Annotated in this window: 9 protein-coding genes; 1 reads left to right on the plus strand and 8 read right to left on the minus strand. The window is 61.2% G+C overall.

Annotation, left to right across the window (positions count from 1 at the left end; translation table 11 throughout):
* Window positions 1–8: 8 nt before the first annotated feature.
* From narH to QP891_RS03305, 3 genes are read right to left on the minus strand one after another with little or no spacing between them, the layout of a single operon-like run.
* Entirely contained in the window at window positions 9–1601 is a 1593-nt protein-coding gene (narH, locus tag QP891_RS03295) for a nitrate reductase subunit beta (RefSeq protein ID WP_023017776.1), read from the minus strand.
* The gene (locus QP891_RS03300) at window positions 1601–5338 is read right to left on the minus strand and encodes a nitrate reductase subunit alpha (RefSeq protein WP_284769849.1); all 3738 of its coding nucleotides are present in this window, start codon (window positions 5336–5338) and stop codon (window positions 1601–1603) included. The genes narH and QP891_RS03300 overlap by 1 nt, the downstream gene beginning before the upstream one ends.
* Window positions 5339–5357: 19 nt before the next feature.
* Window positions 5358–6683 (minus strand): nitrate/nitrite transporter, encoded by a 1326-nt coding sequence (locus QP891_RS03305; protein ID WP_284769848.1) that lies wholly within the window; start codon window positions 6681–6683, stop codon window positions 5358–5360.
* Between the two features lie 228 nt (window positions 6684–6911).
* Here QP891_RS03305 and QP891_RS03310 point away from each other — a divergent pair, with 228 nt between their 5' ends.
* A complete protein-coding gene (locus tag QP891_RS03310) occupies window positions 6912–7391 on the plus strand; it encodes a molybdopterin-binding protein (RefSeq protein ID WP_284782557.1) in 480 nt (159 codons plus the stop codon).
* A gap of 52 nt (window positions 7392–7443) precedes the next feature.
* On the opposite strand, the gene mobA is transcribed toward QP891_RS03310, so the two are convergent.
* From mobA to QP891_RS03335, 5 genes are all read right to left on the minus strand, one after another.
* Window positions 7444–8019: a molybdenum cofactor guanylyltransferase gene (mobA, locus tag QP891_RS03315; protein WP_284769846.1), complete on the minus strand. Its 576-nt coding sequence runs from the start codon at window positions 8017–8019 to the stop codon at window positions 7444–7446.
* On the minus strand, window positions 8019–8498 hold the full coding sequence (gene moaC, locus QP891_RS03320; RefSeq protein WP_284769845.1) for a cyclic pyranopterin monophosphate synthase MoaC: 480 nt from the start codon (window positions 8496–8498) through the stop codon (window positions 8019–8021). Before moaC ends, mobA begins: the two co-directional genes overlap by 1 nt.
* A gap of 15 nt (window positions 8499–8513) precedes the next feature.
* Entirely contained in the window at window positions 8514–9713 is a 1200-nt protein-coding gene (locus QP891_RS03325; RefSeq protein WP_284769844.1) for a molybdopterin molybdotransferase MoeA, read from the minus strand.
* 11 nt (window positions 9714–9724) lie between these two features.
* Window positions 9725–10840, minus strand: coding sequence for a GTP 3',8-cyclase MoaA (gene moaA, locus QP891_RS03330; RefSeq protein WP_284769843.1), 1116 nt, complete (start codon window positions 10838–10840; stop codon window positions 9725–9727).
* Window positions 10841–10901: 61 nt separating this feature from the next.
* Window positions 10902–12689 (minus strand): long-chain fatty-acid--CoA ligase, encoded by a 1788-nt coding sequence (locus QP891_RS03335; RefSeq protein ID WP_284769842.1) that lies wholly within the window; start codon window positions 12687–12689, stop codon window positions 10902–10904.
* Window positions 12690–12825: the final 136 nt, after the last annotated feature.

A 12825-nucleotide genomic window follows, 5' to 3' on the forward strand; every position in this document is an offset into this window, starting at 1 on the left:
GGCTTCACCTACTTCCGCGGCGGGAACATGGCATCGGGGCGGTCGCCGCTCCAGGAGAGCAGCGAGACCTTACCTTGCGGTTCGGCGCCGTGGGTGCAGGCCTCGGGCGCGCCCATGCCAAGGTCGTGGAAGACGTCTTCGGAGGCCTTGGCTGGGTCCACATCGCCAAACGGATCCAAATCGGTAATGCCGCGCGGGGATTCCGGCGAGGCGGTGGGAATGACGTAGCGGTCATCGTATTTAGCGATGGACAACAGGCGGTACATGCCTTCCATGTCCCTGCCCGTCATACCGACTGCCTGGGCGATCTCCTCTTGCGGTTCGTTGCCCAGGTTGATATCGCGCATATACGAGCGCATAGCGACGAGCCGGCGCAGCGACTTTTCTACCGGGACGGTATCGCCGACGGTAAATAGGCCTGCCAAGTATTCCAGCGGAATGCGCATATTCGATAGCGCCGAGAAAAGGATCTTGTGGTCCTCGCCGTCGTTGCCGGTCGCGGTCACCTTGTCAACGATGGGCGACAGCGGCGGGATGTACCAGACCATCGGCAGCGTGCGGTACTCCGGGTGCAGCGGCAGAGCGACGCCGTACTTGAAGATGAGGTCGTAGATCGGCGACTGCTGCGCGGCATCGATCCAGGAGTGCGGGATGCCCTCTGCCTGGGCCGCGCGGACAACCTCCGGATCGTGGGGGTCGAGCATGATCGACTTTTGGGCCTCGAAAAGGTCCTGCTCATTTTCGGTGGAGGCGGCCTCGGCGACGCGGTCGGCATCGTAGAGGATGACGCCCAAGTAGCGCAGGCGGCCTACACAGGTCTCGGAGCACACAGTGGGTTGGCCAACCTCGAGGCGCGGGTAGCACAGCGTGCACTTTTCGGCCTTGCCAGTCTTGTGGTTGAAGTAGACCTTCTTATACGGGCAGCCGGATACGCACATGCGCCAGCCGCGGCAGCGGTCTTGGTCCACCAAGACGATGCCGTCTTCGGTGCGCTTATACATCGCGCCAGAGGGGCAGGAGGAGACGCAGGTTGGGTTCATGCAGTGCTCGCAAATGCGCGGCAGGTAGAACATGAACGAGTCCTCGATTTCCTTCTTGACCTCGAGGTTCATGTTGTGGAGTACGGGGTCATCGTCAAGCGTGGCAGTAGAGCCACCCAGGTTATCGTCCCAGTTGGAGGACCATTCGATCTTGCCGATGTCCCGGCCGTCGATCTGAGAGACCGGCTTGGCGGTGGGCTGGGTCTTCTGACCCGCCTCGGCGCCCATCAGGTCCTCGTACTGGTAGGTCCAGGGCTCGTAGTAATCCTGGATGGTGGGCAGGTTGGGGTTGTGGAAGAGGGTGGCCAGCTTTTTGAGGCGCCCGCCTGCCTTGGGCTTGATCTTGCCGGATGCCGTGCGCTCCCAGCCGCCCTTCCACTTTTCCTGGTCCTCCCAGGTGCGCGGGTAGCCGAGGCCGGGGCGGGTTTCGACGTTATTGAACCAGATGTACTCGGTGCCTTCGCGGTTGGTCCATGCCTGCTTACAGGTAACTGAACACGTGTGGCAACCAATGCACTTGTCCAGGTTCATGATCATGGAGATTTGGGCCATGACTTTCATTAGTAGGATACCTCCTGGGAACGGCGGCGTACGCGGGTGACTTCATCGCGGTTATTGCCGGTAGGGCCGATGTAGTTGAAGTGGTAGGTCAGCTGGCCATAGCCGCCAGCGATGTGCACCGGTTTGATGGAAATGCGGGTCAGCGAGTTGTGCGTGCCGCCGCGGCGGCCGGTGTGCTCGTTGATCGGCGTGCCCACCGTGCGCTCCTGTGCGTGGTTGCACAGCATGGTTCCCTCCGGAATGCGGTGGGAGACAATGGCGCGGGCGGAGACGACGCCGTTGCGGTTATATACTTCGACCCAGTCATTGTCCGTCACGCCGATTTTCTCGGCGTCCTTATTGGACATCCAGACCACCTGGCCACCGCGCGAGATGGAGAGCACGTGCAGGTTGTCGAAGTACTGCGAGTGGATGGACCACTTATTGTGCGTGGTCAAGTAACGCAGGGTGACCTCGGCCTCGCCCCGGTCATTGGTCAATTCCGTGCCCGGCGCGAATTCACCGTGCATGTGGACGTGATCTAGCGGTGGGCGGAAGATCGGCAGCGATTCGCCGTAGTCCATAAACCAGTCGTGGTCGATGTAGTACTGCATGCGGCCGGTCAGCGTGTGCCAGGGCTTATCGAACTCGACGTTGATGGAAAAGGCGGTGTAGCGGCGCTTATTACGCTTATCGGCGGTCCACTCGGGAGAGGTGATGACCTCCTTCGGGCGTTCCTTGATGTCATCCCAGGTGATGTGTACGTCTTCATCGGGAGTGCCCAGTGGCGTCAGATCCTTGCCGGTGCGTGAGGACAGGAACTCAAAACCTTGCTTGGCTAGCTCACCGTTGGAGACACCAGACAGGTGCAAGATGGCGTCGATGACCTTGGTGTCCTTGGACAGATCCACCAGCTCGCCCATCGAGGTCTCCGTGGTGCCACAGATGAGCTCGAGCTCCTTGACCTGCTTTTCCACGTTGAACTTGGTGCCGTGCACGCCGGTGCCGGCCTTGGCGGGAAGCGGGCCTAAGTGCGCCCACTTTTCGTAGACCTTGGTGTAATCGCGCTCGACAACGTGCAGCTTTGGCATCGTGACCCCAGGGATAAGGCCCTGTTCTTCGGGGTCGGGGACGATGCCGTTGGGCATGCCAAGCTCGTCCGGGCTGTCGTGGTGGCTCGGCTGGGTAATGACATCGCGTTGCACGCCCAGCCACTTGGTGGCTTTATCAGAGAGGGCTGCGGCCAAGTCCCGGAAGACCTCGTAGTCCGAGCGGGCCTCCCACGGCGGGTTAATCGCCGCGTTAAACGAGTGCAGGTACGGGTGCATGTCGGTAGAGGACATATCGTGCTTTTCGTACCAGGTTGCGGCCGGGAAGATGAGGTCCGAGACCAGCGTGGTGGAGGTATTGCGGAAGTCCGTGGTCATCATCAGATCCAACTTGCCCTCCGGTGCCTTATCCACCCACTTGATGCTGCGCGGGCGGTCTTCGGGGGCTAGTTCTTCCGCGGTGGCATCCGAGTCGATGCCCAAGAGGTGGCGCAGGAAGAACTCGGTGCCTTTGGCGGACGAGCCGAGCAGGTTGGTGCGCCAGTTGAGCAGGATGCGTGGCCAGTTCTCCTCGGCGGACGGGTTGTCATAGGAGAATTCCAGGCGGCCGCTTTCTAGCTCTTGGACCACGTAGTCGTTGATGTCCATGCCGGCCTCATCGGCTTCATCGGCAAGGAAGAGGGAGTTGCGGTTGAACTGCGGGTAGGCCGGCATCCAGCCGCGGCGCATGGATTCCGCCATGGTATCGGAGACCATCTTGTCCCCAATGGAACCGTGGCTAGCCAGCGGCGAGCCCAAGTGGGAGGCGCGCGAATTATCGTAGCGATACTGTTCGGTGGCGAAGTAGTAGAAGCCGGTGGAAATCATGTGGCGCGGCGGGCGCTGCCAGTCGGCGGCCATAGCCCACTGGGTCCAGCCATTGATCGGGCGCAGTTTTTCCTGGCCCACGTAGTGCGCCCAACCGCCGCCGTTAACGCCCTGGGTGCCGCACATGGAGGTCAGCGCCAAGAAGGTGCGGTAGATATTATCGGCGTGGAAGTAGTGGTTGACGCCAGCGCCCATGATGATCTGTGAGCGGCCCTTAGAATCCGCGGCGTTTTGCGCGAATTCGCGGCCGATGCGGATGGCGGTATCGGCGGCCACGCCCGTGAGCTCTTCCTGCCAAGCGGGGGTGCCGACTTCGCTGGAATCGTGGAAGTCCTTCGGCCAGCTACCCGGCAGGTGGAGGTCCTCGCGGTTGACGCCGTAGTGGGCGAGCATGATGTCGAAGACGGTGGTAACGAGCTTGCCGTCGACCTCGCGGACGGGGACGCCGCGGTGGACGATGCCCGCGCCAATCGGCTTATCGGTTCCCACGTCCTCTGGGTTGGTATCGAGGTCAAAGCGGGGGAAGAGCACCTCGGCGGTGTCAAAGCTATCGGTTTCTGCGATGGACATGACCGGATCGGCGTTGTCCAGCGCCAGGTTCCACTTGGCGCTTTCGTTATCCCAGCGGTCTGCCACGGTGCCGCCTGGGTCAACGATGCGCCCGTCTTCCTCCATTACCAGGCCACGGTGGGTGGCGTTGGGGGAGGAATTCAAGGTGGCATCGGCAAGCTGCGAGGCGGTGAGGAACTTGCCCGGTGTGTAGGTACCGTCGCCGCGGTCTTCCAGGGACACCAGGAAGGGCGAGTCGGTGTATTTGCGCATGTAGTTCAGGAAGTACGGTTCCTGGCGGTCCACGTGGAAGGTCTTCAAAATGACGTGGCCCATGGCAAAGGCGAGCGCGGCGTCGGTGCCGGGCTCGATGCGGGCCCATTCATCGGCGAACTTGGTGTTATCGGCAAAGTCGGGCGAGACCACGACGACCTTGGTGCCCTTGTAGCGCGACTCCACCATGAAGTGGGCGTCCGGGGTGCGGGTAACCGGGATATTCGAGCCCCACATCATGAGGTAGGAAGAGTTGTACCAGTCACCGGATTCCGGGACGTCGGTCTGGTCGCCGAAGGTCTGCGGCGATGCCGGGGGAAGGTCGGCGTACCAGTCATAGAAGGAGAGCGCGACGCCGCCGATGGTCTGCAAGAAGCGCATGCCCGCGCCATAGGAAATCTGCGACATGGCCGGGATCACGGTAAAGCCGTTGATGCGGTCAGGACCGTACTTGCGGATGGTGTAGACGTGCGCGGCCGAGGCGATGTCGATGGCCTCTTCATAAGAGATGCGGATGAGCCCGCCCTTGCCGCGCTGGGAGATATACGCCTTGCGCTTTTCGGGGTCCTCTTGGATGGCGCGCCAAGCCAGGACGGAATCGCCGTGCTTAGCCTTTTCCTCGCGGAACATATCTACCAGCACGCCGCGGGCGTACGGGTAGCGCACGCGGGTAGGAGAGTAGGTGTACCAGGAAAAGGAGGCTCCACGCGGGCAGCCGCGGGGCTCGTATTCTGGCATGTCATTGCCAGTGGTGGGGTAATCCACCGCCTGGGATTCCCAGGTGATGACGCCGTCTTTGACGTAGACCTTCCACGAGCACGAACCGGTGCAGTTCACGCCGTGGGTGGAGCGCACCATCTTGTCGAAGGCCCAGCGGTTGCGGTAAAAGACGTCCGCCTGGCGGCCGCCCTTTAAGAAAAGCTGCTGACCAGAATCGGTAGCTTCGCCTTTGCGCAGGTAGGCACCGAACTTAAAGAGCGGATTTGAAGAGCCCTTTTCGGGCGCGAAGTATGCAGTCATGGGGGCTGAAAGCTCCTAATTATCCGGGAAATGGGGCGTTGGGGCGGGCGTAGTAGATCCACACCAACACGGTGGTAATGGCAAAGTACACGGCGCAGCCCCAGAAGAACGTCGGTGCAGACATCATGGAAAGCAAGACACCTGCGACAAACGGGCCGAAGGCGCCGATGGCACCGGTCCAACCGATAACGCCGCCTGCTTGGCGCTTGGGCAAAATCATGGGCATTTGCTTAAACGTGCCGGCGTTGCCCAAGCCCGTGAAGAAGAAGAAAATGAGCATGGTGCCCAGGAACCACCAGACCTCATCCGGCTCGTCCGGGGTGAGGAAGAAGGTAGCCACGACGGTAAAGATGGTCATGCCCAGGCAGCCAATGAAGGTCCAGATGGCGCCGCCGAACTTATCGCACAGCGGGCCCCACAGGGCGCGGACGAGCGCACCGATAAGTGGTCCGAGGAAGGCGTAGCTCGCGCCGGCGGGCAGGTTCTCGTAGGTGCCGGCAAATTCGGAGCCTTCGCCGAAGATCTGGTTAATAAGCAGCGCGGTTTGCGCGGCGAAGCCTGAAAATGCGCCGAAGGTCATGAAGTAGACGACGGTAAGAATCCAGGTGTTCTTATTGCCAAAGATGTCCATCTGCTGGCGGAAATTCGCCTTCACGGGAACATCCTTGAGCAGGGTCCATGCCAGGAATGCGCCGACGATGGCCCACGGCACCAAGAAGATGGCGGGGTTGTGGACAAAGATTTCGCCGTCATCGGTGCGCTGCGGGGCAACAAAACCTACGCCCAGCAGGGTAAAGCCCATGAGCCATGGGGCGACCAGCTGGATAAAGGAGATGCCGAAGTTACCGATGCCGGCCTGGATACCCAGCGCGGTACCGGACAGGCGCTTGGGGAAGAAGTAGCCGGTCGAGGGCATGAATCCGGAGAACACGCCGCCACCGATGCCGGAGAGGAAGGCGAGGGTCATCAGCCACCAGTACGGGGTGGAGGAGTCCTGTACCGCGAAGAACCAGCCCAGCATGGGGATGATAAACAGCAGCGAGGAGCTGAAGACGAGCTTGCGCGTGCCGAGGATAGGCGGCAAGAACATGAAAATGAGGCGGAAGATACCGCACGCCAATCCGGGAATGGCGGTCAGCCAGTAGAGCTGGCTGCGGGTTAAGTCGAAACCAATCTGGTTCAACTGCGGGGCAATTGCCGATACGAGGTACCAAGTGGCAAAGCCAATGATAAGAACAAATGTGGAGATCCACAGCGTGCGCCAGGCAATTTTGGAATCCCAGTGGTCGGAATCTTCTGGATCCCAACCTTGGATGACTTTGCCTGAGGTATCAAGAGCGGTCATGATTTCCTCACAGGTAGTAGGTCGTTCAACTCCTTAATCTACCGGCGACTATGCTCGAAAAGGTAAATAAAAACGGTAAAATCCGTATCTAATTACGGCATACAAATGTTGCGTAATTCTTGATCGATTCCGATGCCGCAGGTTAGCCCCGTGCCCCAAATGTGTTGGTGTCGAAAACTGAATGATGTGATATTAACCACACTCCACAGTGGGAAAGGAATGAGACTTATGTCCCAAAGAAAGGCACAGATAATCGTCAGCTCGGACCGCATTTTGGCCGGGGAAAAACCGAACCGCGCCGGGGAGAAAGCGGCAGAAATCCTGCGCACCCACGACATCGATGTCGCGCCACCGAGCATCGTGCCGGAGGGCCTTAAGCCAGTCGACGACGCGCTGCGGACCGCCGTGGATACCGGCACCGATATAGTCGTGGTAATCGGCGGCACCGGCATCGGGGCGACGAACCTGACCCCAGAGGTCACCGAGCGCTATATCAAGGCCCGCCTCTACGGCCTGGAGACCCAGGTGCTCCTGCGCGGGCTCGAGTCCTCGCCCAAGGCGGGTCTGTCCCGCGGGATCATCGGCATGACCGACCACGGCGGCGGCAGCCTCATCATCAATTGCGCCTCGTCTACCGGCGCCGTGGCAGATGCTCTTGGGGTTATTGCGCCGCTGCTTGCCGATGTCTTCCGCTCCCGCGGCGAATAATGCCTCCCTCACCATCCCTTCGCGCTCACGGGGAGGGCGGCGTGTACTTGCCTTAGCCGCGCCGGTGAGCGCGAAGGGCGGGGTGCGGTGGAATGTCCTGCAATTCGGCAGGGGTATCGTAATCGCGCTCGGCACCGGTGCCGGCCACCTCGACGAAATCGGCGCCGCGGATAAGCCTTTTTACGGAGACATTGCGGGTCGACTCCAGCGCGCCCAAGCGTTCGAAGATCGCATCGGTATGCCACAGCGAACACAGGGGCTGTAAGTACCCATCCGCGGCGCGGGTAATCGCGGCATCGGCGCTGGGCGCGGCCTGCAACGCGTAGTTAAGGTGCGGGAGGAGCTGCGGGGAATCGGGAGCATCCACAGCGAAGAGTGCCAGGCGGTCGCAATGCGACAAAGCGCGCGCACCAGCTTCGATGCCGGCGACAGGGCCGCCGAAAAGCGGCGACTCGCACACCTGCGGCAGGCTGAGGTAATGCGGGGAAATAACGATAGACGGCATGCCATAGGGAAGCTGGCGCAGCAGGCGGTCCACCAAGCGCAGGCCAAAGGCGCGCACCTGTGCCTTATCCGCCCCGCCCATGCGGCGCGATTGCCCGCCGGCCAGAATGATCGCGCCGTCCATTAAGCCTCCGAGAGGGTCCTAGACCAATCGCCGGAGCGCCCGCCCGATTTCGCCACGATGCCACAGCGGCGAATAAAAGCAGAGCGATCGACGCCCTTGACCATGTCAATGAGCGCCAAGGCAGCAACGTTGACCGCGGTCAGTGCCTCCATTTCCACGCCGGTGCGGTCGGCGGTGCGCACGGTGGCGGTGATCTTCACGTGGGCATCGGCAAGCTCGAGATCCACTGCGCAGCCATGCACGCCGATGGTGTGCGCGAGCGGCAGGAGCTCTGGGACCTTCTTCGCTGCGGAAATGCCGGCAATGCGCGCGACCGCCAGCACGTCGCCCTTGGGCACGGTGCCCTCGCGCAGCGCGGTCATGACCTCTCGGGAGCAGACGACCTCGCCCTCGGCGGTGGCGGTGCGCACGGTCGGCTGCTTCTCGGTCACATCGACCATGTAGGCGGTGCCGGCGGAATTGAGGTGGGTAAACTCCATGAAAAATTCTCCTCTTTAATAAAGATAGACGGTGGTCTCTTTGCCCGTGGCGGGGGCGGGTCCATCAATGATGCAATACCCATTCGTACCGGCCAGCGAGACCACCCGGTGGCTGCCACGGCTTAACGCGCCAGTAATCCTGGGCTTTCCCGCAAAGCTTACGGTCACCGGAACGATGACGGGGCGCGTGCTTGCCGGTGGCAGCGGGACCTCCACCTTCGCACTCAGCTGCACGGTCTCCCGCGGGTGCGGCTGGCCCGATAAGGCGGCGATAAGCGGGCGGGCATAAAGCTGGTAACCGACGAAAGCCGCCACCGGATTGCCTGGCAGCGCAAGCACCGGAACACCCCGCCACCTGCCGATGCCCTGCGGCGCACCGGGCCGCTGGTGAACGTGCCCGAACCACGAATTATCGCCCGTGCCCAGCACCCCGTGCACCACATCGAAAGCGCCGGCCGATACCCCGCCGGAGGTAATGATGAGGTCGTGGGATGCGCTGAGCTCATCGAACAATCTGGATAACTCCGCAGGATCGTCGCCCACGTGCGAGTAGGACTCCGTGTGGGCGAGGGAGGCGAGCATCGGCCCATTGGAATCCGGCAGGCGCCCTGGGGCGAGTTCATCCGGATAGGCGGATAGCTCATTGCCGGAAGAAATCACCGCGATGCGCGGGCGCCGGTAAGCCTTTACAGAATAGATGCCGGTGGATATAAGCGCCGCGATAACGGCGGCATTGGCGGTAGTGCCGGCAGTAGCAACGACGGTGCCGGGTTGTATATCTTCTCCAGCGGGGCGGATATGGGTTTTTGCAGGCGCGGCGGTGACGGTGACCTCGCGCGGCAACTCCGTGGGACCAGGCGGAACGGTGGTTTTTTCTACTGGGACGACGATTAAGCCAGTGGCATCGCCCACCGGGGCCCCGGTCATGATGCGCACCGCCTGACCGACGGGAACTGCCTGAGCGGCAGCGCCGGCGGGAACATCGCCTGCTACCGGCAGCGTCCACGGTCCCGGGCCCGAAATATCAGCGGCGCGGACGAGGAATCCATCCATGGCGGAATTGGCAAACGGTGGGACGGGAAAGCGCGCGGTCGCATCCTCCGCTAATACCCGTCCGCACAGCGCGGGGCCAACGGGTACGGACTCTGCGCGCGGTGTCGGCGCCAGTGCCAAAACCGCGGAAAGGTGCTCAGAAATGGAACGCGATGCGGACATAAATAATTAGATTAGCCGCCTATGGCAGACATGGGACGATCCGGCTGCAAAAAGCCCTCATCATCAATGCCATGGCCCGGTTTCTTCGTCCACATTTCCCCGGCCCACGCCTCCATTAATTCCTCGTCGCTGGCGCCAGAGCGCATGAGATCCCGCAACTGGGTTTCGGAATTGCCAAACAGGCAGTTGCGCACGGCACCATCGGTGGTAAGCCGGGTGCGGTCGCAGTCGCCGCAGAAGGGATGGGTTACGGAGGCGATGATGCCGAGCTTGCCGGCGGTGCCATCGGGGGCGATAACATCCCATAAAGCGGCCGGGGCTGATCCGCGCGGCTCGCGCGCCGGGCGCATGGAAAAGTGGCATTGTAGCCGGTGCAAGATGTCATCTGCGGTGACCATGTCTTCGCGGCGCCACTTTTCCCGCGGTCCGAGCGGCATCTGCTCAATAAAGCGCAGCTGGGCTCCCTGATGCAGCGCATAGTCCGCCAGTGGGACGATATCAGCTTCATTGACGCCGGGCATGACCACGGCATTGATCTTGACGGGATTCAATCCGGCATCGGCCGCAGCGGCGATAGCCTCGAGTACGTGGGCTAGCCGATCGCGCCGGGTGAGTGCGGCATAGCGCTGTGGATCGATGGTATCTAGCGAGATATTAATGCGGTCGAGGCCTGCTGCGGCAAGCTTTGCGGCGCGCTTTTCCAAGCCCAACCCATTAGTAGTCAGCGCCGTCGATGGCGCAATGCCTTCATCCGTGGTGAGTTCCTTGGTAGCGGCGATGATTTTTTCCAAGGATTTGCGCAATAGCGGCTCGCCGCCGGTAAAGCGCACCTGGCGGATTCCGAGCTTTTCCACGCCGAGGCGGATGAGCCGGATGGTCTCTTCATCGGACAGCGTTTGCTGCGTGGGCATCCACTCTAAGCCTTCGGCCGGCATGCAGTACGTGCAGCGCAGGTTGCAGCGGTCCGTGAGGGACACACGCAGGTCGCGTGCCCTGCGGCCGTAGCGATCAACCAAGGCGCGGGTGCCGTCGCTTGCCGCGGCAGGTAAATCCTCCGGCGGCTGCGTCCGGCCCACGGTGGGCAGGGGCAGGGACACCGCTGAAGAAGAAGGCGTTGGTGAAGTCATTGCTGCCAGTCTAAGAGTGGGAAACAAGGTACACCAAGCTACAACGCAACCTGGCTGATGATTATTCCTCGTTTTCCCGGTTAAAATCGCTTTCGTTGATTTCGTCAAGGCGCTGGGCTTCACCTGGGCCCTTGAGGCGGATGATATTGTAATCGCCTTCCGCCAAGTGGGTGCGCAGATCCTTCTTATCAAACTTGCCCACTGAGGTCTTATCGATCGACTTTACGAAGGCCCAGTACTCCGGCAGCATCCAGCTAGGCAATTCCTTGCGCAGGCTCTGGCGCAATTTTTCGGCCGTTTCGATGGTGGGAGAGGCTTGTTCATCCAAGACGGTCACGGCGAGGGGGCGTTCCACCCACTGCTTATCTGGGTAGCCAATTACCGCGGCTTCCACCACATCTGAATTGGCCATGATGAGGTTTTCCAACTGCACCGAATAGATCCACTCGCCACCCGAGCGGATGACATCGCGGGCGCGGTCTTCCACGGTGAGGAAGCCGTCCTTCGTTACGGAGCCGACATCGCCTGTGCGCAACCAGCCATCTGCGGTGAACTTGGACTCCGCGGCCTCGACCGGCTTGCCGCGGAACTCGGAAGCCACTTCACCCGGCTCAGCGGTGGGGGAATGATAATAAGAACCGGTCACGAGGTTGCCACGCACCTGGAGCTCACCGGCATTGCGGTCGGTCTTCGATACCACTTGGCCGTCATTGACCACGCGGTATTGCAGCGAAGCGGCGATCTTTCCCTGGGAGATGCGATAAGCCCAGCGGGTATCGCCGGACGCTCCCTGCGGCGGGCGGGCGACGCTGCCGACCGTCGAAGTTTCCACCATGCCCCAGACGTGCACGACGTCGACGCCGTAATGCTCCTCCCACATCTTGATAAGCTGCGGCGGCACAGGGGAGCCGCCGGCGAAAATTTCCGTCAGCGTCATGCGCTCTGGCGGATTGTGCATGTAGTGCACGAAGAGCTGGATCCAGATGGTGGGCACGCCGTGGGCCACGCGCGGCGACGTGGCTGCAATGACCTTGGCGAGGGTGGGGGCGGAGACATCGGCATCGGGAAGCACGAGCGGGGTGCCCGTCATGAAACACGTAAAGGGAACGCCCCAGCTCAGCACGTGGTAGATGGGAATGCAGCACAGGAAGGTCTCGCCGTGGGTAATGCACAGCGAATCCGAGGAACGCAGCTGCATGGCCTCGAGGTAAAGCGAGCGATGGGAATATAAAACACCCTTCGGTGCGCCGGTGGTGCCGGTGGAATAACACAATGCGGCGGCGGTGCGCTCATCGAGCTCGGGCCAATCGTAGATGGTAGAGCGGCCATCCAGCAGCGCCTCGTAGGAATAAAACTCGATGCCGCGCGGGAAATGGTGGGCAAAGCGCTGCGGCGATTGGGAACCGGTAAAAATCACCGAATGCACAGATGGCGCGCCGTTTAAAACCGTGCCCAACTGCGGGGCGAGCCGGGGATCGCACACGATGACGGAGACCTCGGCGTGGCTGATGATGTGGCGAATCTGGTCATTCATCAGCTGCTTATTCAGCGGAGTGAAAACCGCACCCTTGCAGGCAGAGCCAAACATGACCTCGAGGTGCTCAGCGCAATTCCACATGAAGCTACCCACGCGCTGATCACCGGTGATGCCAAGGTCATCGTGTAAAACATGGGCAAAGGCTGCTGCGCGTGCAGCGATATCGCGGAAGGTAACCTTTTCTGCGGGGCCAAACTCGGACCCGGTTCCCTCGCCGTGCCAAGTGGTAACAGTGGTATTGCCGTGCACTGACGCGCCGTATTCCAAAATACGGGTTAAAGACAGGGGAATATCCATCATCGTGGAAAGCATGCTTCCACTGTAGCGGTGTCCAAGTACTCACCGCGAAGCGAATGCGCTATAATTGCTTTCGACTGATAGGAAAGCGGGAAAACCTTCCCAATCCTATGCAATCGGGCCCAGTGACAGGTCCCATCGTTATACATTG

This window comes from Corynebacterium sp. MSK310, assembly GCF_030227355.1.
Taxonomy (GTDB): Bacteria; Actinomycetota; Actinomycetes; order Mycobacteriales; family Mycobacteriaceae; genus Corynebacterium; species Corynebacterium rhinophilum.